General features: G+C 70.4%; 22 protein-coding genes. 14 read left to right on the top strand and 8 right to left on the bottom strand.

What is annotated here, in order from left to right; genetic code table 11:
* Window position 1 precedes the first annotated feature (1 nt).
* Genes rfbD through NE236_RS31775 form a run of 3 tightly spaced genes read right to left on the bottom strand, consistent with a single transcriptional unit; the run spans window position 2 to window position 2,867 of the window.
* On the bottom strand, window positions 2–859 hold the full coding sequence (gene rfbD, locus NE236_RS31765; protein WP_252845896.1) for a dTDP-4-dehydrorhamnose reductase: 858 nt from the start codon (window positions 857–859) through the stop codon (window positions 2–4).
* A complete protein-coding gene (gene rfbB / locus NE236_RS31770) occupies window positions 856–1,809 on the bottom strand; it encodes a dTDP-glucose 4,6-dehydratase (protein WP_252845897.1) in 954 nt (317 codons plus the stop codon). The genes rfbD and rfbB overlap by 4 nt, the downstream gene beginning before the upstream one ends.
* A complete protein-coding gene (locus NE236_RS31775) occupies window positions 1,806–2,867 on the bottom strand; it encodes a glucose-1-phosphate thymidylyltransferase (RefSeq protein ID WP_252845898.1) in 1,062 nt (353 codons plus the stop codon). The genes rfbB and NE236_RS31775 overlap by 4 nt, the downstream gene beginning before the upstream one ends.
* 189 nt (window positions 2,868–3,056) lie before the next feature.
* Here NE236_RS31775 and NE236_RS31780 point away from each other — a divergent pair, with 189 nt between their 5' ends.
* From NE236_RS31780 to NE236_RS31815, 8 genes are all read left to right on the top strand, one after another.
* Window positions 3,057–4,508 carry a sugar transferase gene (locus NE236_RS31780; RefSeq protein ID WP_308209178.1) on the top strand — a complete coding sequence of 484 codons (1,452 nt, stop codon included), beginning with the start codon at window positions 3,057–3,059 and terminating at the stop codon, window positions 4,506–4,508.
* A gap of 314 nt (window positions 4,509–4,822) precedes the next feature.
* A complete protein-coding gene (locus NE236_RS31785) occupies window positions 4,823–6,121 on the top strand; it encodes a nucleotide sugar dehydrogenase (protein WP_252845899.1) in 1,299 nt (432 codons plus the stop codon).
* Between the two features lie 142 nt (window positions 6,122–6,263).
* Window positions 6,264–7,655, top strand: coding sequence for a glycosyltransferase family 2 protein (locus tag NE236_RS31790; protein WP_252845900.1), 1,392 nt, complete (start codon window positions 6,264–6,266; stop codon window positions 7,653–7,655).
* Complete coding sequence (locus NE236_RS31795) at window positions 7,648–9,168, top strand: polysaccharide deacetylase family protein (protein WP_252845901.1); 1,521 nt, start codon at window positions 7,648–7,650, stop codon at window positions 9,166–9,168. The genes NE236_RS31790 and NE236_RS31795 overlap by 8 nt, the downstream gene beginning before the upstream one ends.
* Before the next feature lie 11 nt (window positions 9,169–9,179).
* Window positions 9,180–10,520 carry a polysaccharide deacetylase family protein gene (locus NE236_RS31800; protein WP_252845902.1) on the top strand — a complete coding sequence of 447 codons (1,341 nt, stop codon included), beginning with the start codon at window positions 9,180–9,182 and terminating at the stop codon, window positions 10,518–10,520.
* Window positions 10,517–11,251, top strand: a complete 735-nt coding sequence (locus NE236_RS31805) for a polysaccharide deacetylase family protein (RefSeq protein WP_252845903.1) — start codon at window positions 10,517–10,519, stop codon at window positions 11,249–11,251. The genes NE236_RS31800 and NE236_RS31805 overlap by 4 nt, the downstream gene beginning before the upstream one ends.
* Before the next feature lie 22 nt (window positions 11,252–11,273).
* Entirely contained in the window at window positions 11,274–12,149 is an 876-nt protein-coding gene (locus tag NE236_RS31810; RefSeq protein ID WP_252845904.1) for a hypothetical protein, read from the top strand.
* Between the two features lie 185 nt (window positions 12,150–12,334).
* Window positions 12,335–12,619, top strand: coding sequence for a hypothetical protein (locus tag NE236_RS31815; protein ID WP_252845905.1), 285 nt, complete (start codon window positions 12,335–12,337; stop codon window positions 12,617–12,619).
* Between the two features lie 79 nt (window positions 12,620–12,698).
* On the opposite strand, the gene NE236_RS31820 is transcribed toward NE236_RS31815, so the two are convergent.
* Window positions 12,699–14,177, bottom strand: a complete 1,479-nt coding sequence (locus NE236_RS31820) for a leucyl aminopeptidase (protein WP_252845906.1) — start codon at window positions 14,175–14,177, stop codon at window positions 12,699–12,701.
* Window positions 14,178–14,261: 84 nt separating this feature from the next.
* Window positions 14,262–14,429 (bottom strand): DUF3117 domain-containing protein, encoded by a 168-nt coding sequence (locus tag NE236_RS31825; RefSeq protein ID WP_141954058.1) that lies wholly within the window; start codon window positions 14,427–14,429, stop codon window positions 14,262–14,264.
* Window positions 14,430–14,771: 342 nt separating this feature from the next.
* Here NE236_RS31825 and NE236_RS31830 point away from each other — a divergent pair, with 342 nt between their 5' ends.
* Window positions 14,772–15,557, top strand: a complete 786-nt coding sequence (locus NE236_RS31830) for an enoyl-CoA hydratase-related protein (RefSeq protein ID WP_252845907.1) — start codon at window positions 14,772–14,774, stop codon at window positions 15,555–15,557.
* A 174-nt stretch (window positions 15,558–15,731) separates the two neighbouring features.
* On the opposite strand, the gene NE236_RS31835 is transcribed toward NE236_RS31830, so the two are convergent.
* Window positions 15,732–17,561 (bottom strand): family 20 glycosylhydrolase, encoded by a 1,830-nt coding sequence (locus tag NE236_RS31835; RefSeq protein WP_252845908.1) that lies wholly within the window; start codon window positions 17,559–17,561, stop codon window positions 15,732–15,734.
* 346 nt (window positions 17,562–17,907) lie between these two features.
* Here NE236_RS31835 and NE236_RS31840 point away from each other — a divergent pair, with 346 nt between their 5' ends.
* The gene (locus tag NE236_RS31840) at window positions 17,908–18,414 is read left to right on the top strand and encodes an NUDIX domain-containing protein (protein ID WP_252845909.1); all 507 of its coding nucleotides are present in this window, start codon (window positions 17,908–17,910) and stop codon (window positions 18,412–18,414) included.
* 189 nt (window positions 18,415–18,603) lie between these two features.
* A complete protein-coding gene (locus NE236_RS31845) occupies window positions 18,604–19,863 on the top strand; it encodes a cytochrome P450 (protein ID WP_252845910.1) in 1,260 nt (419 codons plus the stop codon).
* Here NE236_RS31845 and NE236_RS31850 read toward each other — a convergent pair whose 3' ends face one another.
* The gene (locus tag NE236_RS31850) at window positions 19,864–20,967 is read right to left on the bottom strand and encodes a cytochrome P450 (protein ID WP_252845911.1); all 1,104 of its coding nucleotides are present in this window, start codon (window positions 20,965–20,967) and stop codon (window positions 19,864–19,866) included.
* Between the two features lie 317 nt (window positions 20,968–21,284).
* A complete protein-coding gene (locus tag NE236_RS31855; protein ID WP_252845912.1) occupies window positions 21,285–21,758 on the bottom strand; it encodes a MarR family winged helix-turn-helix transcriptional regulator in 474 nt (157 codons plus the stop codon).
* Between the two features lie 187 nt (window positions 21,759–21,945).
* On the opposite strand from NE236_RS31855, the gene NE236_RS31860 reads away from it, so the two are divergent.
* The 3 genes from NE236_RS31860 to NE236_RS31870 all read left to right on the top strand — a co-directional run bounded on the left by NE236_RS31860 (window position 21,946) and on the right by NE236_RS31870 (window position 25,990).
* Window positions 21,946–24,174: a hypothetical protein gene (locus NE236_RS31860; RefSeq protein WP_252845913.1), complete on the top strand. Its 2,229-nt coding sequence runs from the start codon at window positions 21,946–21,948 to the stop codon at window positions 24,172–24,174.
* Between the two features lie 232 nt (window positions 24,175–24,406).
* The gene (locus NE236_RS31865; protein ID WP_252845914.1) at window positions 24,407–24,829 is read left to right on the top strand and encodes a hypothetical protein; all 423 of its coding nucleotides are present in this window, start codon (window positions 24,407–24,409) and stop codon (window positions 24,827–24,829) included.
* Between the two features lie 741 nt (window positions 24,830–25,570).
* Window positions 25,571–25,990: a hypothetical protein gene (locus NE236_RS31870; protein WP_252845915.1), complete on the top strand. Its 420-nt coding sequence runs from the start codon at window positions 25,571–25,573 to the stop codon at window positions 25,988–25,990.
* The last annotated feature ends 130 nt before the right edge of the window (window positions 25,991–26,120 follow it).

Here is a 26,120-nt window from a genome sequence, read left to right on the forward strand (position 1 = left end):
GTCAGCCCAGACCGTCCGGCAGCGCCGCGCGCAACGCGGCCCGCCAGTCGCGGATCGGCTCCAGCCCGGCACGCTCCCAGCGCCCATGCCCGAGCACGCTGTACGCGGGACGTGGCGCCGGACGCGCGAACCGGTCGGCCGTCGTCGGCAGCACCCGCCGCTCGTCCGCCCCGAGCAGGTGGAAGACCTCGCTGGCAAGCCCCCACCACGTGGTCTGCCCCGAACTCGTCGCGTGGTAGATCCCGGGCTCCGCGCCGGAACGCATCAGGGCCAGGATGCGCCCGGCCACGTCACGGGTCCAGGTCGGCTGCCCGCGCTGGTCGATGACGACCTCGATCTTCTCGCGCTCGCGCTCGAGCCGGAACATGGTCGCGACGAAGTTCGGCCCGCCCCGGCCGTACAGCCACGCCGTCCTGACCACGTACGCGGCGGAGGGCAGCTCCGCCAGCACGGCTCGCTCCCCCGCGAGCTTCGTCCGCCCGTACGCGCCGCTCGGGCCGGGCGGCGCGTCCTCGGCGTACGGCTCGCGGGCGGTCCCGTCGAAGACGTAGTCGGTGGAGACCTGGACCAGGCGGGCGCCGATCGCCGCGCAGGCGAGGGCGAGGTTGCGCGCTCCGTCGCCGTTGACGCGCAGCGCCTCCTCTTCGTGTTCCTCGGCCGCGTCGACCGCCGTCCATCCGGCGCAGTTGACGACGACGTCCGGGCGCACCGCCCGCAGGGTCGCGCGTACGGCGTCGCCATCGGTGATGTCGAGGCCGGCGTGGTCGAGCCCGGTCACCGTCTCGCCTTCCGCGGCCAGCAGGTTCACGACCTCGCCGCCGAGCATGCCCGACGCACCGGTCACCAGCCACGTGCTCATTTCAGGGCCCTCCACCAGGCACGGTTCTCGGCGTACCAGCGCACGGTCGCCGCGAGGCCGACATCGAAGGGGATCCGTGGCCGGTAGCCCATGCCGCGCAGGAGGTCGTCGTTCAGGGAATAGCGGCGGTCGTGTCCCTTCCGGTCCGCCACGGTCCGCACGCTTCCCCAGCCCGCCCCGAAGGCTTCGAGGAGGCGTTCGGTCAGCTCGGTGTTGGTCAGCTCGACGTCACCGCCGATGTGGTGGACCTCGCCGGTCCGCCCTTTCTCCAGGACGAGCTGGATGCCCCGGCAGTGATCGTCCACGTGCACCCAGCCCCGTACGTTTCCGCCGTCGCCGTACAGCGGAACCGTCCGGTCGCGGAGGAGTTCCGTCACGAACAGCGGGATGACCTTCTCGGGGAACTGGTAGGGCCCGTAGTTGTTGCAGCATCGGGTGATGACGACGTCCAGGCCGTGTGTCCGGGCATAGGACAGCGCGATCAGGTCACCGCCGGCCTTGGCCGCGGCGTACGGGGAGGTCGGCGCGAGCGGGGCGTCCTCCGTCCACGAGCCCGTCTCGATGCTTCCGTAGACCTCGTCGGTGGAGACCTGCACCACCCGTTCGACCCCGGAGTCCACGCAGGCCCGCATGAGCGTGTGCGTGCCGGCCACGTTCGTGGCCACGAAGTCCGAGCCGTCGGCGATCGACCGATCCACGTGGGTCTCGGCCGCGAAGTTGAGGACCATCCGGTGGCCCGGGAGGACCTTCGCGAGGAGTTCGGCGTCGCCGATGTCGCCGTGGACGAAGGTGCAGCGGGCGCCTTCGAGGTTGGCGCGGTTGCCCGCGTAGGTGAGCTTGTCGAGAACGGTGATCTCGGCGTCCTCGAATCCCGGATAGCCACCGCCGGCGAGCGTCCGCACGTAGTGGGACCCGATGAAGCCGGCGCCTCCGGCCACGAGCACCCTCATGAGGAGATCTGCACTCTGCTGTGGTCGCCCAGGACGAGCCTGTGCGCGTTCGGGACCTTCGGCGCGAGCGTCACGTCGGCCTCGTGCCCGATCAATGACGCCTCGATCCGTCGTACGCCCCTGATGGAGGCGCCGCGCAGGACGATGGAGTACTCGATCTCGCTGTCGGCGATGACGCAGTTCTCGGCGATGGAGGTGAACGGGCCGAGGTAGGAGCCGGTCACCCGCGTGCCCCGCCCGACGATGACCGGGCCCACGATGCGCGATCCGGTGACGATCGCGCCCTCCTCGATCACGACCCGCCCGATGACCTCACAGGAGTCATCGACCGTGCCGCGCGGCTCGAGGCCCTCGAGCACGAGGCGGTTGACCTCGAGCATGTCATCGACGTTTCCGGTGTCCTTCCAGTAGCCCGAGATGACGGCGGAGGAGACCTCGTGGCCGGTGTCGACCAGCCACTGGATCGCCTCGGTGATCTCCAGTTCGTTCCGCCAGGAGGGCTTCAGCGCGGCTACCGCCTCGTGGATCGCGGGCGTGAACAGGTAGACGCCGACGAGCGCAAGGTCGCTCTTGGGGTGTTCGGGCTTCTCCTCCAGGCCGGCGACGCGCCCGGCGGCGTCGAGTTCGACGACGCCGAAGGCGCGCGGGTCCGGAACCCGGGTCAGCATGATCTGGGCGGCCGGCCGGTCTTGTCCGAACTGCCTGGTGAACGAGGTGATCCCGCCGACGATGAAGTTGTCGCCCAGGTACATCACGAAGTCGTCGTCGCCGAGGTAGCCGCGCGAGACGAGGATCGCGTGGGCTAAGCCGAGGGGGGCGTCCTGCCGGATGTAGGTGACGTCGAGGCCGAAGGCCGAGCCGTCGCCGACAACGCGCTGGATCTCCGGTGCCGTGTCCCCGACGACGATCCCGACCTCGGTGATCCCGGTGTCGCGGATCGCCTCCAGGCCGTAGAAGAGGACCGGCTTGTTCGCGACCGGCAGTAACTGCTTGGCCGATGTATAGGTAATGGGCCGCAACCGCGTGCCCGATCCCCCGGCCAACACAAGGGCTTTCACGAGAGTGAACCTAGATACCCGGGCTGGAAATAAGCGAGCGCGCGGCCACGTCCGGCCAGCGCCACGGTAAACCGCCACGATAACGACGCCCGGCCACATGCGGCCTCGATGTAAACCCTTCCTATCTACGGCACCGCTTGACATTCTCCAGCTCAGGAACACATCACACCAAGATCGCGGGGGCGGGTCGTGACGACTGTCGAGCAAGCGGATACCATCACCCTACGGGAAAAAAGTTTTCGGCTGACCAGTCGCCATGGTTGGATTCCACCATATATTCGCTGGCTCGTCATCATCGACGCCGCCAGCGCCATTACCGCCAGCACGGTCGGCCTTGTCGCACGTTTCAGAGGTGCCGAATCCACGCCCTGGCCGGACGCCACTCTGGGGATTGTGCTGCCATTCATCTGGATTCTCTCCATCGCCGCCGGACGCGCGTACGAGCCACGATTCTTCGGCGTCGGATCGGACGAATTCCGGCGCGTGCTCAACGTCGGCCTGTTACTGAGCGCAGCGGTGACGAACCTGTCATACGTCACCAAGGCGGAGGTCGCGCGGGGATACGCCCTCGTGACGCTGCCGCTGATGATCTTCCTGGACGTCACTGGGCGTTATCTCCTGCGCAGGCGGCTGCACCGCCTGCGCGCCCGCGGTGCGTGCATGCGGCGTAGTGTCGTGGTCGGCCATCGCAGCGCCGTCACCGAACTGGTCTGCGAACTCAGGCGGACACCGTTCCACGGCTTGAACATCGTCGCCGCCTGCGTCCCCCCTGGGAGCGAGAGGGACGATCTGGACGGCGTTCCGGTACTCGGCGGATTCGACGATGTCGTCCGGGTGATCGGCGTGTGCCGTGCCGACACGGTCGCCGTCCTCGCCTGTCCGGAGATCGACGCCGCACGGCTGCGACGCCTCGCCTGGCAGCTGGAGAAAGGCGACACCGATCTCTTCGTCGCCCCGGCGCTGATGGACGTCGCCGGACCACGTACGACGATCAGGCCGATCGCCGGCCTGCCGCTGCTCCACGTCGATCACCCCGAACTGACGGGCGGCCGACGGCTGGTCAAGAGCCTGTTCGACCGGCTGGTCGCCGGGCTCGCCCTCCTCGTCCTCGCCCCGGCGCTGGTCGTGATCGCCGCTCTCCTGCGGTTCACCGGTCCCGCGTTGTTCGTCCAGCGGCGCATCGGCCGGGACGGCAAGGTGTTCCGGATGCTGAAGTTCCGCACGATGGTGAAGAACGCGGAGAAGCTCCGGCCCGCGCTTCTCGGGCGCAACGACGGCGACGGCGTCCTCTTCAAGATCAAAGAAGATCCTCGGATCACGCGGATCGGCGCGTGGCTACGCCGTTACTCGCTCGACGAGCTTCCCCAGCTGATCAACGTTCTCCGCGGCGACATGTCGCTGGTCGGGCCGCGCCCGCCGCTGCCGGAGGAGGTCTCGCGGTACGAGAGCGACGTGTACCGCCGCCTCGCGGTCAAGCCGGGGCTCACCGGGCTGTGGCAGGTCAGCGGCCGCTCCGACCTGCCGTGGGACGAGGCCGTCCGGCTCGACCTGCGCTACGTCGAGAACTGGTCTCTCACCCTGGACATGCAGATCCTCGGGAAGACCCTCTCCGCGGTGATCCGCGGCTCGGGAGCCTACTGACCCGGGCCGGGGGCCTCCCCCGTCCGGACACGCGAGGACACCCGCCGACCGGAGCGGCGTTTTATCCGGCTTGTTAATAATTAGGGCCATTTGCAGCTATAAGCAAGCACTTGCAACACCAGCGAGCGGCGTAGACGCCTCACCCCTTTACGGGGTTTCTCCAGGGATCGAGCACGACAACATACTTTCTGCTGCCCTTTCGGTAATCACCCCCCAGTGAGGCGAAAGATGGACATCAGAAGAACGTCGCCTTTCTCGCCGGCGGTTCGCGCGGCATTAATCGGAATTGCCACCGACCACGCGGAGATCGCCGCGTGAACGCCGCCGCACCGGCCCTCGACGCCCACGCCCCGGCGTCCGGGGCGTACGACGTCGCCATCGTCGGCCTCGGTTACGTCGGCCTGCCGACGGCGCTGGCGTTCCACGCTGCGGGCGCCCGCGTGCTGGCCATCGACACGAGCGCCGAGCGCCTCGCCCGGATCCGGGCACGCCAGGTCGACCTGCTCGACTCCGACCACCGCCGCCTCGAGACCGCGCTGGGCGACGACGCGTTCGCCCTGGTGACCGACCCGTCGTACGCGTCATGGGCCCGGGCCGTGGTGATCTGCGTGCCCACCCCGGTCACCGCCCACCTCACCCCGGACCTGTCCGCCCTCGACCGGGCCTGCGCGGCGGCGGTCCTGCACGCCGTCCCCGGGCAGGTCGTCATCCTGACCTCGACCAGCTACGTCGGCTGCACGGACGACCTGCTCGCCGGGCCGCTCGGGCGGCGTGGGCTCCAGGTGGGCCGTGACGTGTTCGTCGCCTTCAGCCCGGAGCGGATCGACCCGGGCAACGACCGGTACGCCCACGAGGTCGTCCCCAGGGTCGTCGGGGGCGCCACCCCGCAGTGCACGGCCGAGGCGGTCAAGGTCCTCGCCCACTGCACCGGCAAGCTGCACGAGGTGTCCTCCTCCGGCGCCGCCGAGATGACCAAGCTGTTCGAGAACACCTTCCGGGCCGTCAACATCGCCCTGGCCAACGAGATGGCCGAGATCAGCCGGACCCTCGGCCTGGAGGTCATGGAGGTCATCAACGCCGCCGCGACCAAGCCGTACGGGTTCATGCCCTTCTTCCCCGGGCCGGGTGCCGGCGGCCACTGCATCCCCTGCGACCCCCACTACCTGCTCTGGCAACTGCGCAGGACCCGGCTCCCGACCCCCGTGGTCACCCAGGCCATGGCCGCGATCGCGGGCCGTCCCCGGCGCGTCGTCGAACGCGTCCGCGAGGTGCTGTCCGAGGCCGGCATCGGCCTCGCCGGAGCGCGGATCCTCCTTCTCGGCGTGACCTACAAACCGGACGTCGAGGACGTCCGGGAGTCCCCGGCACTGGAGATCATCCAGGACCTCCTGGCCGCCGGCGCCCACGTCGCCTACCACGATCCCCTCGTCCCGGAGATACGGCTGCCGGAGGGCCGCCTCCTCACCAGTGTGGAGCCGGCAGGCGGCGACGCCGACCTCGTCGTCGCGCACACCACGCACCGGGCCCTGGACCTGTCCTGGCTGCCCGAGGACCAGCTCGTCCTGGACGCCACCTACCGCCTGACCGGGGCCGGACGGCGCGTCCCCCTCTGACCGCACTCCACCGAAGGCGGGACGGGGCGATGACGCCGCGCCGTCCCGCCCCGCCACGCCCATCGAGCACCACGAGGAGAGACTTCGTGATCACGCCATCCCTCATGGCGGCCGGACCGGCGCACGGACCGGACGGTTCGCGATGAACGGGGACCGACCAGAACCCTCCCGGACGAACCAGGCCCGCCCGGGACCGGGCAGGACGCACGCCGAAGCCCGCCCCGGGCGGCTCGCGTCGCTCGGGGCGTTCGCCGGCGTCACGATCATCTGCCTGGTCATCGCCTGGCACGTGGGGATCAAGGTCGCCTTCCTGCGCGGCGACCCGTTCACCCCGACGTACACGATCGCCGTCAGCGGCTACGTGCTGAGCCGGTTCCTGCTGGCGGCCTTCTACCGGCCGCCCCGCGACGCGGGGCTCACGCCCACGGTCGCGATCATCGTCCCCGCCTTCAACGAGGGCGAGGCGGTGGCCCGCACGATCGACTCCTGCCTGGCGCTGGACTACCCCCGCGACAGGCTGGAACTGGTCGTCGTCAACGACGGGTCGACCGACGACACGTGGGAACACATGCGGCGGGCGGCCGCCGGCCATCCCCCGGGCGCGGTCAGGTGCGTCGACCTGGGGAGCAACCAGGGCAAGCGCGCGGCGATGGCGGCCGGCATCCGCGCGACGTCGGCGGAGATCCTGGTCTTCGTCGACTCCGACTCGATGCCGGCGCCCGAGGCGGTCCGCACGCTCGTTCAGGGCTTCGCCGACCCGAAGGTCGGTGCGATCTCCGGCCTCACGTACGCGCGCAACGCCGAGACCAACACGCTCACCCGCATGCAGGCGGCGCGCTACTACGTGTCGTTCCAGCTGCTGAAGAGCGCCGAGTCCGTCCTGGGCGCGGTCACCTGCTGCTCCGGCTGCTTCGCCGCCTACCGGCGCGCGGCGGTCGAGCCCCTGCTGGACGCCTGGGAGAACCAGCGGTTCCTAGGCGTCCAGTGCACCTACGGCGACGACCGCGCGCTGACCAACCGGGTGATCAAGGCCGGATGGCGGACGCGGTACGACTCCCGCGCCGAGGCGTGGACCGACGTCCCGGACGCCTACCGGAAGTTCTTCCGGCAGCAGCTGCGCTGGAAGAAGTCCTGGAGCCGGGAGGGCCCGCTCCTGCTGTCGCACATCTGGCGGAGCCGCACCCGCGCGCTGCCGTCCGTCGCCGTGCAGACGTGCGCCGGACTGCTCAGCCCGATCGTCATCTTCCTCACCGTCGTCCGGGCCGTCGTCGAAGGGCATTCACCACTGATCTATTTCCTCGGCCTCTATCTCGTCTCGATGGCGTACGCGTTCGTCTACCGGCTACTGCGCAATGACGGACTGTGGCTCTACGCCTTTATCGGAACGTTCTTCTATATCACCTTCTCGCCGCAATTGTTGTGGGCCATCGCCCGCATTCGCGACGGGAAATGGGGGACCCGCTCGGAGGACCGGCGCCGGCCGCCCGCGTACCCGCGGATCACCCCGTCCCCGCGGGCGGTGCAGGATGGCTGACCCGAGACGCCCGATGATCCGGCCGGTCGGGCGGCTGACCGCCGCCGTCAACGGCACGGTGTTCGTCGCCGCCCTCGCCCTCGTGCTCGTCGTGTGGGTCGCCGCGAGCCGCCCGTTCGACCCGCCGCAGCAGGCCCCGGTGCCGGTGCGGCTCGACGCGGCGACCGCGCGGGCCGCCGCCGGCCTTCCCGGCTACCCCGGCACGGTGGTCGTGCTGACGTACCACGCGGTGTCCGACGGCGACCACGCCGGCAGCACGCTGACCCGGCGGCTGTTCGGCGAGCACCTGGCGGCCCTGGCCGCCGCCGGGTACCGCACGGTGCGGCTCGGCGACGTGGAGCGCCTGATCGCGCACCAGCCGGTCCGGCTGCCGCCGAGGGCGCTGCTGCTGACGTTCGACGACGGCACCCTGACCGACTGGACGACGGTCGACCCGATGCTCCAGCGATACCACTTCACCGCGGTCGCCTTCCTGACCACGTCGAAGATGGTGCCCGCCGGCACGCCGTCGTACTACCTGTCGACCCGGCAGCTGCGGGCGCTGCGCGCGACCGGGCGCTGGGAGTTCGGTTCGCACTCCCACGCGATGCACGAGCAGGTGCCGGTGCCGGGCGACCTGGCGCCGCCGCTCGGCAACCGGATCCTCGTACGCGGGCGGCCGGAGTCCCCGGCCGCGTGGCGGTCGCGTGTGCGGGGCGACCTCGCCCGGAGTCAGGCGTTCTTCCGCCACGTCTTCGGACGGCCCGCGAGCGCCTTCTCCTACCCCTTCGGGGACACCGGCAGCACGGGCGACGCCCCGGCGCTCGCAGGGGAGCTCCCCGGCCTGCTGCGGGCCGCCGGGTTCGGCGTCGCCTTCGTCGGCGAGAACGTGCCGACCGAGCACGTCAACGCGGTCGGCGCCCAGTCCCCCCGCTGGACGCTGGACCGCATCGGCGTCCGGGCGACGACGTCGGTGTCGGACCTGCTGGAGATGGTCCGCGGAGCGGTACCGGTCGCACCGCCCCACGACCTGGCCGCGCTGCGCTGGATGGGCGACCTCGCCACCTGCGCCCACCGGCCCGGGGCCCTGGCCGTGCGCAGCGACGGCTACGGGACCTGCGCGCTCGGCGACGTCAACACCAGCCAGTGGCTGGACTACGCACTCCAGGCGCGCCTGACCGGCGTGAACCGCCGCTCCGCCGCCGTGATCGCCGTACGGGACGGCGCGGGCGCGGGCCACCGCGGCCGGGTGGAGGTCCTCATCGGAGAGAGCTCGATGGTGGTCCGCCAGCAGATCGGCGACGCGACACGCGTGGTGCTCGCCAAGGCGGCCCTCCCGCCCGGCGGCACGGGGCGGGCCGTGCGGATCCAGGTCCGCCACGACACCGCGGACGTGACCGTCGACGGGCGCCACCTGCGGGTGACCTTCGACCGGCGGCTCCACGAAGGCGGGATCAAGTTCGCCATCGCGGCCGAGGGCGGCCACCAGACCGTCGTCTACGACCGGCCGACCCTGACTCCGTCCACACCCTGAGAGAAGGACCGATGCCCCAGACACCTCCCCCGCCGACGGCCCGCCTCGCGGCGCTGTTCGTCCTCCTGTGCGCGTCGCTCGCCGTGCCCGGCCTCACCGGGACGGCGCGCGCCGCCACGAACACCGTCGTCACCCTCGGCTTCGACGACGGCGTGAAGGACCAGTTCACCAATGCCCGGCCGATCCTGCGGGCCCACGCCATGCACGGGGTCTTCTACATCAACAGCGGCCAGACCAACCTGACCAACTACATGACGCAGGCGGACATCGCGGCGCTCGCCTCGGACGGGAACGAGATCGGCGGCCACACCGTCGACCACGCCGACCTGGCGACCCTGTCCTCCGACGACGCCAAGCGGGAGATCTGCAACGACCGGGTCACCCTCCTCGGCTGGGGGTTCGCGGTCAAGAACCTCGCCTACCCGTACGGCTCGTCGAACGCCGCCGTCGAGCAGATCGCGCATGACTGCGGGTACAACACCGGCCGGTCCGTCGGCGGCGTCGTGTCGCCCGGATCCTGCGCCGGCTGCGGCTACGCCGAGACCATCCCGCCGGCCGACGCGTACAACATGCAGACGCCCGATTCGATCAAGGCCGACACGAGCCTGACCACCATCAAGGGCCTCGTCACGGGCGCCGAACAGCACGGCGGCGGCTGGGTGCAACTCGTCTTCCACCACGTCTGCGACGCCTGCACCGACACCTACTCGGTCAGCCCCAGCACGCTGTCGGACTTCCTCGACTGGCTCGCCCCGCGCGCGTTGCGCGGCACCACGGTCAGGACCGTCGACCAGGTCATCGGCGGCGCGCAGCAGCCGCCCGTGAACGGCCCGCCCCTCAACCCGCCGACCCACGGCAACCTCGTCCAGAACCCCTCGCTCGAGTCCGCCTCGAACGGGCTGCCGGCCTGCTTCCAGTACGGCGGGTACGGCACGAACACCGCCACCTGGACCCGGTCCACCGACGCGCACACCGGCTCGTACGCGCAGAAGCTCGACGTCACGGCCTGGACCAGCGGCGACCGCAAACTCGTCACCAAGCAGGACGCCAACACCTGCGCGCCGGTCGCCACGCCGGGCCACACCTACAACGCGTCGATCTGGTACAAGGGCAGCTGGGCGGCGGACGTGCCGGTGAAGCTCACCCTCTACTACCGGACCGGCGCCGGCACCTGGGTGTACTGGACCAGCGGTCCCGCGCTGCCCGCGACCGGCACCTGGACGAAGACCCCCGCCTTCACGAGCCCGGCCGTGCCCGCCGGCGCCACCGGCCTGTCCCTCGGCCTCTCCCTCGCGGGCACCGGCACCGTCTACACCGACGACTACGACATCACGGACCCGGCGAACCCATGAGCGTCCGTAGAAGAGCCCTCGCGGAACTGGGGGTGGGGGTCGGGCTGCTGGCCCTCGCCGCCGGTCTCACGGTGGACGTGCTGTCCCCGCCGAAGAAGGCCGACGCCGAGAAGCCTCGCACCGTCGTGACCAACGCGATGCTGCAGGCGGCGCGTACCGACAACCGCTGCACGCGCGGCCGGGTCGCGCTGACCTTCGACGACGGGCCCGACATCTACACGCCGCAGATCCTGAAGGTCCTGCGCGCCTACCGGGTCCGGGCGACGTTCTTCGTCATGGGCCAGAAGGCCGCCGCGCGACCGGGCCTCATCAGGGCGGAGGCGGCGGACGGACATCTGGTGGAGAACCACAGCTGGAGCCATCCGCACCTGGCCGACCTCGACCAGGCGCAGATCGACTGGCAGCTGGCCGCGACCCAGCGGGCGATCACGACGGCGGGCGCGCCCGCCCCGACGCTGCTCCGGCCGCCGTTCGGCAACACCAGCGCCACGGTGGACGGGGAGGCGAAGCTGCTCGGACTGCGGGTGATCCGCTGGTCGATCGACACCGACGACTGGCGGGGGCGTGAGCCGGGCGACATCGCCGCGTCCGTCCTCGACCAGGTGGTCCCGGGCTCCGTGGTGCTGATGCACGACGGGGTGCGCCAGTCCGCCGCCACCGTCCAGGCGCTGCCCACGGTCATCCGCGGGCTGCGCGCACGCGGCTTCTGCACCGCCCTCGCGACGGACTGACAGGGAAGGACACCTCGACATCGTGGATCGGTACGACGGGCGTACGGCAGACGCCCTCGGTACGGCGGACGAGTCACACCCCGCCGCCGCCCCGTCCGCCTCTCACCGGGCGCGGCGACGGGGCGGCGGACGGGGCCGCCGGGCCGCCCTGCTCGTCACCGCCGCCGTGGTCGTCGCGGCGGGAACCTGGGCGGGGCTCGCCCGGTCCCGCCCGCCGATGTTCGCGCCGCGGCTGTCCGGGCCGGACCGGCTCGTGACGAACGAGTTCGCGCACTGGAACCCGCGGACGCCGGGTACCCGCCTCTCCCGGGACTGGGACGTCACCAGCGGGTCGCTGTTCGTCCACCGGGGCGTCGCCTGGTCGGGCGTGCCCGACGCGGCCGTCCCGGACGCGGGATCGTCCCGTGGCACGGGTTCGAGTGTGTTCCGGATGACCACGCGCCGCCGCGACTTCGACGACGTGACGGTCTCGCTGCGGCTGCGGAACCTGGGCCTGACGGGCACCGGCCGCGCGGCGGCGTCGGAGATCGACGGAGTGCACGTCTTCCTGCGCTGGCAGAGCCCGGAGAAGCTCTACGTCGTCTCGCTGAACCGCCGGGACGGCCTCATGGTGGTCAAGAAGAAGCTGCCGGGCGGCGACGCCAACGGCGGGACGTACGTCACCCTGGGCCAGGCCCGCTACGCCGTCCCGTACGGACGCTGGCAGGCGTTCCGGGTCCGGATCGCGACGTCCGGCGGCGGGCTGGTGACGGTCACGGTCGCGCGGGACGGCCGCCAGGTGCTGTCCGCCACCGACGACGGCAGCGAGGGCGCGGCGATCCTGGCCCCCGGCGCGGTCGGCCTGCGCGGCGACAACTGCGACTTCGAGTTCACCGGCTTCCGCGTCACGCGGACGTAGGGTCACGATCTCTGTGCCCGCCGCTCGCTACCGCCGATGAGCCTCCCCTGGTTTCCAATGAGCCGTCGTCGCTGGTCAGTGGCGCCCCTCCCATTTCCAAGGACGGTCCGATTCGTAAGCGATACAAACCAGAGTCGGAGACGGCGTGGTCAGCCACGTCGTCCCCACCCAAGCGAAGGCGAACAATGATCGAAACGTTCCAAGTGACGTACAAGACGTCCACCCGCGAATTCCTCGTCGAGGTGCGCACCCTCATCCCGGCCGACACGATGGATGCGTGGGAGCGGGCCGAGGGAGCGGCCTTGGAACTCGTGAACCAAGTGCTGGACGAAACCGACATCAAGAGCGCCTTCGCCAACATCGAGACCTACTGGACGTGCGAGACTCCCGAGGGGTGCGCTGTCCTCGCCACGGGCACAAGGAAAAAGCGCCCGAGGAGCCAGTCCCACCGAAGCAGTAGGCCTTCTTAACATCGGCAGCCCTCCGCCCCGGACCGGGGTGGAGGGCTGCACTCTGTTCTGGCCGAGGAGCTGGTCGCGGCGGGTGGCGTCAGGCGTTGCGCCCGCTGAGCCAGCGGAGCAGGAGGCGGACGCCGTAGCCGGTCGCGCCGCGGGTGAGCTCGCCGTCGTCGGAGCCGGCGCGGGCCGGGCCGGCGACGTCAAGGTGTGCCCACGCGCGCTTCCCGGTGAACTCCCGCAGGAACAGCGCCGCGACGATCGAACCCGCGCGGAAGCCGCCCCGGCCCATGTTCGCGACGTCGGCGACGTCGGAGTCGATGGCCTCGCGGTACTCGTCGGTCAGCGGCATCCGCCACAGCCGCTCGCCGCTGTCCTCGCCCGCGCCGAGCAGCTCGGCGGCGAGGGCGTCCTCGGTCGCGTACAGCGCGGCGTACCGCTGGCCCAGCGCGACCTTGGCCGCCCCGGTGAGCGTGGCGATGTCCACCAGCACGTCGGGGCCGAGCTCGGCGTCGGCGTAGGCGAGTACGTCGGCCAGGACCAGGCGTCCCTCCGCGTCGGTGTTGAGCACCTCGGAGGTGGTGCCGCCGTAGTGCCGGATGACGTCGCCGGGGCGCATCGCGGAGCCGGACGGGAGGTTCTCGGCGGCGGCGATCAGGCCGGTGACCCGGACCGGCGCGCGCAGGGCCCGCAGCGCGGTCATGACCCCGATGACCGCCGCACCGCCCGCCATGTCGGTCTTCATGGCCTTCATGCTCTCGTTCGGCTTCAGCGACAGCCCGCCGGAGTCGAACGTGATGCCCTTGCCGACGAGCACGACGTGCCGGACGGAGGCGCCATCGGTCGCCTCCGGCTCGTACGTCAGCTCGATCAGGCGCGGCGGCCGGGCCGATCCGGAGCCGACGGCGACGAGCCCGCCGAAGCCCTCGGCGCGCAGCTCCCGCTCGTCGCGGACGCGTACGGTGAGCCCGGTCTCGGCGGCGAGCCGTTCGGCCTGCTCGGCCAGCCAGTGCGGGGTCTTCTCCAGCGACGGCGTGTTCGCCAGGTCGCGGGCGACCGTAACGGCGCCGGCGACGACGGAGCCGCGCTCGACCGCGGCCTCGGCGTCGGTCAGGAGAGTGATCGTCTCGGCGGCCGGTCTCTTCGCCGGGCCGCCGACGCGGAAATCGTACGAGGCCAGCAGCAGGCCTTCCACGAACGCCGCGATGGCCTCGTCATCGGAACCGGACGGCGCGGCGGCGGCGAGGTGCGCGCGGCCCCGCCCGCTCCGCGCGAGGGCCGCGCCCGCTCGGCGCAACGCCGCCGGGGAGCCGTCCCCGACGCCGTACAGCAACAGGTCGGTGATGCCGTCTCCCAGCCGGAGCGGGGCACCGACGATCTCGCCCGGGCCACCCTTCGCCTCCTCGTGGGCGAGCAGGTCGGCCGCACCGAGGGCGAACAGGCCGGCCATTTCCTCCGCGTAGGCCGGGTCGATCTCCGGACCGGCCTGGACGGGCACCGCGACGACCTTGGCGGTCGTGGCGATGTCCCAGATGGTGCCGTTGACGGTGCGCAGTTGGGTGTTGACCGGCAAGACCTCTCCTGTAGGGACAGCGAGGCCCCGGCGTCCGTCCGCCGGGGCCTTCACGAAACCTCAATGAGCGGGGTAACGCCGTTGTCAGCCGACGACGCCCTTCAGCGCGTCCCCGAGTTCGCCTGCCTCGTCCGCCGACAGTTCGACAACGAGCCGCCCGCCGCCTTCGAGCGGGACACGCATGACGATTCCGCGTCCCTCCTTGGTAACTTCGAGCGGACCATCGCCTGTCCGCGGCTTCATCGCCGCCATGCGTGCATCCCCTTCCTGCCTAGGGCCGCGTGGGGCCGCCGGGCTTCTTTGGCCGCTGACCCGCCTGCCGCATCAAGTCAACTGGTGGTGGTCCATTATCCCGTTTTCCGGGCGCTAAGTGGTAACGATCAGCTTCGAGATCATGCTGAGGCCCCCCGATCGGCCGTCTCCATGGTCGGCGGGGAGCCCGCTTCCGGGCCGGAGTACCCGCCCGCGCACCCGATATCTTTGCCCTCCGGGCGGCGCGGCTCTTGCCCGGAGCCTCCGGCTTCGTCGATCGTTTCCCTGGAGGACCGGACGACGGAACGCCCCGGTGCCGGGCGTCGGCGAAGGAGTCTGAACGTGACGGAGAGCGTGCTGTACGACCTTGCGAACGGCGTTGCGACGATCACCCTGAACCGTCCGGACGCGATGAACTCCCTGACCGCGGAGACCAAGATCGCGCTGCGGGCGGCGGTGGAGCGCGCGCGCGACGACGACGCCGTACGGGCGGTGCTCCTCACCGGGAACGGCCGGGCGTTCAGCGCCGGGCAGGACCTGCGGGAGCACGCCGCCAACCTGGAGGCGGGCAAGGGCCTGGACGGCACGCTGCAGGACCACTACAACCCGACCGTGCTGGCGCTCGCCCGGATGCCCAAGCCCGTGGTCGCCGCCGTGGGCGGCGTCGCGGCGGGCGCCGGGTTCTCCCTCGCCCTGGCGTGCGACTTCCGGATCGCGTCGGAGAAGGCGTCGTTCGCGACGGCGTTCACCCGGATCGGCCTGGCGCCGGACAGCGGCCTGTCGTGGACGCTGCAGCGGCTGGTGGGCCGCGCGAAGGCCACGGAGCTACTCCTGCTCGCCGAGCCCCTCCGTGCGGCGGAGGCCCTTGCGCTCGGCCTCGTGAACCGCGTGGTGCCGGCCGACGACCTCGCGGCGGAGGCGCGGGAGCTCGCGGTCCGGCTGGCCGCCGGCCCGACCGTGGCGTTCGGCGCGGTGAAGGCCGCCCTCGACCACGCGGCCACCGCCGACCTGGCGGGCGCGCTGGCCAGAGAGGCCGAGTTGCAGGACGCCTGCGCCGCGACGGCCGACCACGCCAACGCCACCAAGGCCTTCCTCAAGAAGGAACGGCCCGCCTTCCAAGGCCGCTGACGGCGCTCGGGGGTGTGAAGGAGATCTCCGGTGAGGCGACCGACCGGGCCGGCCGTCGCGGCGTCGCGCTGAGCCGGGCCGGTACCGGGACGGACGCCGCGCCCTCGCCCGGTGGCCCGGGGCACTGATCGCGCGGCCGGACGCCGGGTCCGGGGACCCGGCGTCCGGCGGCGGTCAGCCTCGGTACAGGTCGAGTTCGGCGACCGAGGCGTAGGTGTTCTTCGGACCGTGCTCGCTCAGCACCCGGAACCGGACGTACCGCCCCGTGACCGGCGTGAACGGGACGGTGGTCTCCAGCTGGGTGTCGGGCAGCTCACCCTTGGCGACCGGCTCGCCCCAGTGCCGCCCGTCGGCGCTCACGTACAGCTCGTAGGAGGCGACGCGGCCGTCGATCCCGCCGTCCTGCCGGGGCATGGAGCGGAACGCGCCGAGCCGCTGCGTCGCGCCGGTGTCGATGGTGATCTCCTGCGGGAGCGCCGCCGACCAGTCGCTGTGCCAGATCGTGTACGGATCGTTGTCGAAGGCATTGGTGGCCGCGCCGTTCTCGTGCGCGCTCTCCTGGCTGGAGGCCGACACGAGCTTCCAGCCCTTCTGGGACAGCGCCGGGCGGTCGTCGGGGAGACTCACCTGGTCGTACCGGTCGAGGAACGCCTTGAAGTCACCGTCGCGCGGCGCGCCCCACGTACGGTCGGCGAGCGCGGCGACCGGGCGGCGGGCGAAGAAGTCGAACCACTCCGGCGGGTTCTGCTCGGCCTTGTCCGACCAGCGGGAGATCTTGTAGCCGTGGATGCCGGGGGCGGCGGCGAAGTCGTACTCGCCGTAGATGTGGCGCGGGTCGGCGTAGCCGTAGCCGCCGGGCGAGGTGGAGAAGCCGGGTGAGACGTACAGGTGGCCGTCCTGGCTGCCGACCACCTGGTAGCCGGCCTGGGCACGGGCGAGCGGGCTGCTGAGCCACTCGTTGACCTGAATGTCCTTGTTCGCCTCGACGCCGTGCGCCTGCTTGTAGTCCCACCACTGCCACAGCTGCGTGGTCTTGCCGTGCGCGCGGACCTGCTGGTCCAGCTCGTTGGCGAAGGCGGTGAAGACGTCACCGGGCGCGGCGTACCCATTGGCCTTCTGGTAGGCGACGAGCTCGGGGCAGGCGTTCTTGGCCGGGTCCAGAGGGATCTCGTCGCCGCCGATGTGGAAGTACGGCCCGTCGAAGATCGGGATGATGTCGTCGAGGAGCTCGTGGATGAACGTCCGGGTGTGCTCCTTGGTGACGTCGAGGGTCCAGCCGCCCGCGTCGTGGCCCTCCCATCCGGTGTTCGGCTTGGACAGGGAGTCGCAGGTGAAGGCGAGGCTCGGGTCGTACTTGCTGATCGCCACGGAGTGGGCGGGCAGGTCGATCTCCGGGACGATCGTCACGTGGTAGCGGCGGGCGTAGTCCTGCAGGTCGCGCAGCTCACGCCGGCTGTAGTGCTCCTTGGAAGTCAGCCCGGGGAACCGCTTGCTCTCGACGCGGAAGCCGTTCCAGTCCGACAGGTGCAGGTGGAACAGGTTCAGCTTGTACCAGGCCATCCGCCGGATCTGCTGCTTGAGGTAGGAGACCGGGAAGAACTTGCGGCCGACGTCGAGCATCTGCCCGCGCTCGGGCAGGTTCGGCCAGTCGCGCGCGTCGCCCCGGGGGATCGATCCGGCCTTCAGCGCCTGCAGGATCGTCCGCGTGCCGTAGAAGACGCCGGTCTCGGTGCGGGCGCGCACGCCGACCGTGTCGCCGACCTGGAGCGCGTACCCCTGGTCGCCGAGCGGCTGGTCGGCGGAGCCGAGCGACAGGACGACGTCGCCGGTACGGGACCGGCCTGCCGTGACCGGTGCTCGTACGCCCGACTCGGCGCGCAGTTCGCTCGCGAATCGGGTGGCGAGGGCGCGCAGCCGGGGCTGGGCGACAACGATCCGGCTTCCGGGACGCGGCCGCCAGGCCCCGGTCGCTCCGTGCCACTCGCGCAGGCTGGGCACGGTCACGGGGGGCGGATTCGCCGCGGCCCTCGGCTCTGCGCTCCCGGGCCCGACGGGCGCGAGGGCCCCGGCGAGGACGACCCCTGTCAGTGTTCCGACGAACCGGCGCACGGCACCGCCTCCACGACAAAGCGAGCACCCACCCCCGGAGATGCTCTTATGTGATCGATTCCCGGGCATCGTAAGCACGTTTGCGCAATAGATCTAGATCTTGCCGACCATGGGCGAGTCGAGTATGCCGCCGTCCGAAACGCCGTACGCCCGCCGGACCAGGGACGATCCGGGATGAAGCGTCGAGGCGTCGTGGCCGGTTCCGTCACTCGCCCGGCCGGGAGGCGTTAGCGTCGACATCGTGACCGAACGCGAATGGCTGTCGACCGAGGACTGGTACGCCTCGCTTCCCTCCGTGTACGTCGCGGCGGGCGGCCTCATCACCGACGCCGCCGGCCGGGTCCTGCTCGTCAAGCCGAACTACCGCCCGTACTGGCTCTTCCCCGGCGGCATCGTCGAGGACGGCGAGGCGCCGCATCTCGGGTGCGAACGCGAGGTGCTCGAGGAGGTCGGGCTGAACCTCGCGGCGGGACGTCTCCTCGTCGCCGACTGGGTACCGGCCGACGGCACGCGTCCGCGCCCGAGCCTGTACTTCCTGTTCGACTGCGGCACGTACGACGAGGACACGCCGATCCGGCTGCAGGAGGAGGAGCTCGACGACCACGCGTTCGTGACCGTCGAGGAGGGCGCGGGCATGCTCGCCGCCACGGCGGCGATCCGCCTCAGGGCCGCCCTCGATGCCCGCCGGACCGGTGAGACGCGCTACCTCCCGGCGACACGGTCCGCCGACGCGGAGATCACGGGCTAGCCGTCCACCCTCCGCTCATCGGTCGACGGTGAGCTCGAACAGCCCATGCCGTACTCGGCGAGCATGCGGGCCCATCGCCGCCGCGGCTCGCGACCGGAGAGGGGCAGGCCGCCGAACCACCAGTATGGACCCGACAGAAACCTCTACATAACCTTGACCGGTATCGACCGCCGATCGAGGGAGCGTTCAATGGCCACGCCATCAGTGGTGCCCGACATCCTGTCCCCCGAATTCGCAGCAGACCCGTATTCGGCCTACCGGATGATGCTGGAAGAATTTCCCTTGATCAGGCAGGAGTCGAGCGGCGGTTACGTCATCTCACGCCACGAGGACGTGCAACGCGCCTTCCGGGACCCGGTCTTCACCACCGACAACTATGAGTGGCAGCTTGAGCCCGTGCACGGGCGGACCATTCTCCAGATGAGCGGCCGGGAGCACGCCGTGCACCGTGCGCTGGTGGCACCGGCGTTCCGCGGGAACGAACTGCAGGAGAAATTCCTCCCGGTCATCGAGCGCAACTCCCGCGACCTGATCGAGCGTTTCTCCGGCCGTGGAACCGTCGATCTGGTCGCGGAATTCTCCACGCGGTTCCCGATCAACGTCATCGCCGACATGCTGGGCCTGGACACGGCGGACCACGACCGGTTCCACCGGTGGTACACCGCCATCATCGCGGTCTTCGGCAACCTGGCGGGCGACCCGGAGGTGGCGGCGGCCGGCGAGCGGACCCGCCGGGAGCTGGGCGAATACCTCATTCCGATCATCCAGGAACGCCGGGCGAACCCGGGAGACGACCTGCTGTCGACGCTCTGCGCCGCCGAGATCGACGGCACCCGGATGACCGACGACGACATACGGGCCTTCTGCAGCCTGCTGCTCGCCGCGGGCGGCGAGACCACCGACCGGGCCATCTCCGGCCTCTTCCGGAACCTCCTCCAACACCCCGACCAGCTCGCCGCCGTACGCCGCGACCGCACGCTCATTCCGAAGGCGTTCGCCGAGACGCTGCGGTACACCCCGCCGGTGCACATGGTCATCCGCCAGGTGGCCGAGGACGTCACCCTCAGCGGCGGCACGGTGCCGGTCGGCGGCACCGTCGTGTGCGCGGTCGGCGCCGCCAATCGCGACCCCCGGCGCTATGCCCACCCGGATGTGTTCGACGTCTTCCGCGACGACCTCGCGGCCTCGACCGCGTTCTCCGCAGCGGCCGACCACCTGGCCTTCGCCCTCGGGCGTCACTTCTGCGTCGGCGCCATGCTGGCCAGGACCGAGGTCGAGGTGGCGGCGAACCAGCTGCTGGACGCCATGGACGACATCGCGTTCCGGGACGAGGCCGCGCCGGCCGAGCAGGGGGTGTTCACCCGGGGTCTCGTGACGCTGCCCCTGGAGTTCCGCCCGGCGGCGGCCGGCTCCTCTTCGCCGGTGGAGGCGCCGCGCGCCACCGGCTGATCAGCCGGAGACGTACGACGGGGTGAATTTCACCGGCAGTGCGACCAGGCCGCGCATCCAGACGGACGGCGACCACTCCAGGTCCTCGATGCTCACCGCCAGCAGCACGTCCGGCAGCCGGTCCAGGAGCACCTCGACCGCGGCCCGGCAGATCACCTCGGCGAGCTCCGGCGCCGGATACGGGCACCGGTGCTCACCGTGGCTGAACGACATCATGGCCTGGTTGCCGGTCGTGACGGCCGCGGGCTCGGGCCGTACCTGCGGGTCGCTGTTGGCCGCCGCCAGGCCCAGGACGAGCAGGTCACCGGTCTTGATCTTCTGCCCGCCGAGCTGTACCGGCCGGGTTGCCCAGCGGCCCAGGTAGTTCTGCGTGGGGGTGTCCTCCCACAGCACCTCGTTGAGCGCCTGGCCGACGCTGTGGCGGCCACCCGTGATGCTCACGGCGAACCGGTCCTCGGTCAGCATCAGCCGGACGGTGTTGCCGATCCAGTACGCCATCGGCTGCTGGGCGGCGGTCATCACCAGGACCAGGTCCGAGATGAGCTGCTCTTCCGTCAGGCCGTGGTTCAGCATGTGCGAGACGAAGTCCGGGCCCGGCCACTCACGCTTGTGCGCCACCAGCCGTTGCATGGTCGCGCAGATGCCCTGGTACGCGTCGAGCGCGCCCTCGTCGCCGTTGACCGTGGTCATCATGTCCCGCAGCAGGCCCGGCGTCTCCGCCTCCGGCAGGCCGAAGATCTTGGCGACCGCGAGCAGCGGCAGCGGGTGCGCGTACGCGGCCATCAGGTCGACCTCACCCGCCGCGACGAACGTGTCGATCAGGTCGTCCGCGATCCTCTCGGCCTGGTTCCGCAGGTCGAACTGGTCGACGGCGAACAGGCCGTCGCTGATCGCACCCGCCCGGCGCCGGTGCTCGTCGCCCTCCGCGAACAGCGTGGAGGGCTGAAAGCCGACGAACGGCATCAGCGGCCAGTCGGACGGGATGTGCTCCCATTGGTTCCAGCGGCGGGAGTCACGGGCGAAGACTCCCGGGTTGCTCAGCACCTCATGGACCTCCCGGTAGCCGATCACGAACCAGGCCGGGATGTCTCCCTCGATCACCACGGGAACAACTGAGCCGTGCTCCTGTCGCATCTGGCGGTACAAGTCCGAGGGATTCCGCAGAAATCTCGGCCCGTAAAGCGGTACGACGCCGGTGCGGGCGGGACAGCCTCCCGATGAGGCGTCGGCGAGGGTGGTGGCAGGCTCAGGGTCGGTCATGGCCTTCTTCCACGATCGGTTACGCCGGCGCACACGCCGGCGAAATGTCACGGCACGTTCGCGGGAGACTACGCTCAAGATCCACCGAGGGCCAGTGTTCACGGCAGATCCCGTCGCCGCGCCGTGACGCACCGTCAAAAGCCACGGGCCCGGAGATCCGGTCACCGGTCGACGGTGACCTCGAACAGCCGGTGCAGCAGGTCGTGCAGCGCCGTCCGCTCGTCCCCCGTCAGCCCGCCGAGCATGTCGCGTTCGACCCCGTCGCCCGCGCGGCGCAGCCCGTCGATCACGGCGCGCCCCTCTTCGGTGAGCGCGATGGCGTGACGCCGCCGGTCGGCGCGGTCCCGCGTCCGCTCGATCAACCCCCGGCGCTCCAGGAAGTCGACCACCGATACGGCGTTCCGCGGGTCGACCCCGATCAGCTCGGCGAGGCGCTGCTGGTGGGTGACCTTCAGGTTGTCGAGCGTCATGAGCGCCCCATAGTGGTGCGGCGTCATCCCGTGTTCGGCGAGCATGCGCGCCCACCGCCGCCGTGACTCGGCGCCGAGCCGTGCCAGCAGGTAGCCGGCGCCGGCCCGCAGCTCGGGCGGCGAATCGGGGGCACCTTCCACGAATTTGTCGCCTTCGTCCGCCATATCGGCGATCATACGCTCTTGCCGACATAGACCATGATGGTCGTTATTTATGAGTAAATATTCATATCGATCGGCACGTCACCGTCAGAAGGAGCCGGGCGGACCGGCGACAAGGACGACTCTGGGGCGTTACCGTCTGCATTGACGATCAGGAGATCAATCACAACGGAACCACGCGGAGCGGACGATGGCCCTTCCTCCCCCGGCGCTACCCGCCGCAGGCCGACCCGCCGCCGACCGGCACCTCGGTGCCGGGCTGCTGCTCGCCCTCCCGGCCGCACTGCTCGCGCTGGTCTCCCTGGTCATTCCGACCGGCCAGACCATCGTGCGCAGCTTCCAGAACTCACGGTTCCTCAGCCACTCCCACCCGTTCGTCGGGCTGGACAACTACGGCACCCTCCTGAAGCAGGGCGACTTCTGGCGCACACTGGCCTTCTCGCTCGTTCTCGCGATCGTCCCGATCATCGTCGCCGTGGTGGTCGGCCCCGCACTCGCCGCCGCCCTCGCCCAGGCGGGCACGTGGCCTCGCCGGGTCGGCCGCGTACTCATGTCGCTGCCGCTCGTCGTCTTCTCCCCCGTCGCGGTCGCCATCGCCTGGCACATGGGTCAGGCGGGCGCCGGCGGAGGCGGCATCGCCACGATCTTCGGCCGGATCGACAGTCCCGACAAGGCGTTCGGCGTCATCCCGCTGATCACGGCCGCCGCGACGTTCGGCGTGGTGTGCGGCCTGGCGCTGCTCGTCTTCCTGCCCGTCCTGCGCGGTCGCGCCGAGGGCCGGCGGATCACCCCGGCCATGCTCGCGGTCGCCTCGATCGTCGCTCTGGCGGCCGTCGCGACGAGCCTGCAGGCGTTCACGTTCGGCGCGGTGCTGGGCGACTCGCGGCGCTCGACCACGCCCGTCGGGCTGATTTACACCTTCGGATTCCGCATGGCCGACCTCGGCGTCGGATCGGCGCTCGCCACCATCACCGGCGTGATCCTCGCCGTCCTGGGCGTCGGCGCCACCGTCATCGCGATCAAGACGGGCCTGGGCATCAAGCTCGCTCCGGCTCCCCGGCGCGGAGCGCCGGAGCCCGGACCACCACAGCCCGGGCCCGGAGCGCCGCCGGCAGGCCCGCGCCCGGACGCCGCCCGCTCGGTGATCGGGATCCTGGCCGTGGTCGTGGCCCTCATCATCGCCGTGCTGGGCGTCTGGCCCTGGCTGTCCGCGCTGTTCTCAGACGGCCACGGATCCTCCACGGGCGCGTCCTCCGGCCACGTCTACCTGAACACCTGGGTCCCACCCCTGCTGAACGCCATCGTCTCCGTCGGCGCGGCGTTCCTGGCGGCGCTGGGCATCGGCGGCCTGCGCCCGCTCGGCCGCCGCAGCGAGCTGCTGCTCCTGCCGTTCGCCCCGTGGCTGTTCGTCGGCGTCGGTCCGTTCAGCATCACCGGCTTCGAGAACGAGAGGAAGCTCGATCTCCTCGAGAAGTTCGCGTCGCTGTTCTCACCCATCCTGGTGAGCGTCCCGGCGCTTCTCATCCTCACGCTGTTCTGCCGCAGGCACGCGGCCCGCTGGCGGGCACAGCGCGCCGCCGGCGCCCCGGCCGCGCCGTCGTTCTTCTTCACGGTCGTCGTCCCGGCGCTGCCCCTGGCGGGCCTCCTCTTCGGCGCGGTCACGCTGATCGGCGGGCAGGGCCTGCTCTGGCCGATCCTGGTGAGCAACGGCTCCGCCAACCGGACCGCGCCGGTCGAGCTGTTGATCCGCGTGAACCAGACGTTCAGCGCCAACGCGCAGGTCGGGCTCACCACGCCCATCGTCGTGGTCGTCCTCGCACTGATCGCGCTCGCCGCGCTCCAGATCCTCTACCTGGACCGGCTCGTCATCACCACCGGCCCGGACGAGGAGGCCGTCGGCCTGCCCCAGGCGGCCAGGGGTCCGGGATGGCCCGTCATGGTCCCCGCGCCCGCCGGCCCCGGCCTCCCACCGCCTTCCGGCCCGCCGCTCTCGTACGCTCCCCCGCCCGGCTACGCCCCTCCCGTGGCTGCTCCGCCGCCGTACGGCCCGCCTCCCGGGTACGCGCCTCCACCGGGCTACGGCCCGCCACCCGCGTACGGCCCGCCGCCTCCGCAGGCACCGGCGCCCCCGGAGACGACGCCCACCGACCCGAAGCCGGAGCCGTCACCCGCTCCAGAACACGACGCCGACCCCCCACCCGCGTACGACTCGCCCCCGTCCCAGTCGGCGGCATCGCGCCCGGAACCGACCGATTCGGGCCCGAATCCGCCGTCCGGTCATAAGCCCGCCTCCGATTCGACACCCGGGCGGGAGCCTCGGGACACCGATGGACGGGCGTCGTCAGCCGATTCGGCCGCAGACGAAGAGGCGCCGGACGAGAAGCCGCCCGCCGACGAAGCACCGCGTTCCGAGAAGTGACCTCGGCCTGGGCTGCGTCCTCTTCCGACCAGAAGGACATGACACCGTTCACGCTGTTGTAACGCCATCGCAGCCACGCCGGTCGCCGCACGAACGAATCACTCGTAAAAACTGGGCATTGACGAGGATATCGGTCGTGAGTATCTTGATCTCCGCGAGGACCGGATAGGGGTGCGCTGGGCACACCTCATCCACTCGCGGGGCTCCAGGAGGCCTTATGAGAATCAGGAGTATGGTCGCGGCCGTCGCTGCGACCGGTGCGATCGTCGGCACAGGCGTGGCGGTGGCACCTGCCGCGATGGCATCCGATGCGTTCTGCGGGTCGAGCTATAACCAGATTTGGGGCCCCCACTCGATATACACGCAACAGGGCCATTACGCCGGCGACGTGTACCTCACGTACAGCTCGTCGACTGGAAAAAACTGCGCATACTTCCTGATAAGCAGCGGGACCCGAGGCTCCCTTGGCTATGGCCACAGCATCAGGATCGAGAATGAAAGCAACTACAACAGCAGCCAACCCGACAGCGGCTATTTCGAGAAGTTTGCGGGGCCTGTGTATGTCTACGCCCCAAACGCCTGCGTGAAGATATTTGCAAGCGTATACAGCACGTACGATGACGCCCAATACTCCAGCCCCAATTTGGGTTGCTGACGCTCCACAAGGCGAGGCGCTAACTCGATCTTGTGAGGTCGGTTGGGTCGCGTAGCGACCCAACCGACCTGTTGTTATCGGACTGACGTCATGGCCGGCGTCCCCCGAAGCGGCACCGGCGGATCCGCGGCCGAAGTCGTCATCCGCCTCTGAGCCCGGTTCCCCGCCCGACCCGAAGCCGGAACACAGTGACGATGAGGCATCCTCCACGACGAAGAAGGAAGATCCGCCGCACGAGGACACGACCATGGACGAACCACCACGCGCGGAAGACGACTGGGAATTCACGCGGGGATGTCGCATGTGATCTCGTCGGCCACCGGCGCGATGAGTGGGTGCCCCCTCTAGACGGTTACCGGCGCCAGGGCATCGATCCGTCTCCGCTTCCACGCCCGGGCGGGAGTCTCGGGATACCGGTGGACGGGCTCCGCCGGCTGATTCGGCCGCTGGCGAAGAGGTGCCGGACAACGAGCCGCCCGCCGACGAGGCATCGCGCTCCGATGAATGACCTCAGGCCGCCCGAGCGGCGCCCTCGTTCCAACGAGAAGACATGCCGCCATCCACTTCATACGACGCCGTCGTAACCGTGGCGAAACGCGCGGCGCGAAAGCGCATCGTCTACGTGCGGGGGCCAAACTGACCGTTGACGCAGATATCGGACATCAGTATTTTTATTTCCGCCAGGACCGGATACGGGTGCAGTGGGCATGCTTTATCCAGCCACGGGCTTCAGGAGGCTTCATGAAAATCAGGAGCATGATCGCGGCCTTCGCCGCGACCGGCGCGATGGCCGGCACCGGCGTGGCCATCGCGCCCGCCGCGATGGCGGACTCGATCTGCGGAGCGGGCTACACCCAGTTTTATTCAGTGGACATCTACGCCCCGGTCCACCTGTACGCAGGCACCGTGAAGGTTTTCGACTCGCCGAACAATTCCAAGTGCGTATACTTCACGGTAAGTAGCAGCACAAAAGGCTCCGACGGATGGAGCCACAGCATCAATATCTCGCCTCATAACAGCACGGCCTCACACCACGACACCGGCTATTACAACAGTTACGCGGGACCGCTGTGGGAATCCGCCCCGACCTGCGTGGACGTCTGGGGAAGCGTATCCGGCCCGGACGACAAAACCTTCAGCTACCCGAACCTCTGCCATTGATCCTGGCGAAATCTAGCCTAGAGCGTTTGTAAGGTCGGTCGGGTCGCACGGCGACCCGATCGACCTGCGGTTTCCACCACCAGCCCATCCGCGCCCATGAGGCCGTACTTGTGTGGGGTCGGGTTGGGGG

The sequence above is a fragment of the Actinoallomurus purpureus genome (assembly GCF_024055795.1).
Classification (GTDB): Bacteria; Actinomycetota; Actinomycetes; order Streptosporangiales; family Streptosporangiaceae; genus Actinoallomurus; species Actinoallomurus purpureus.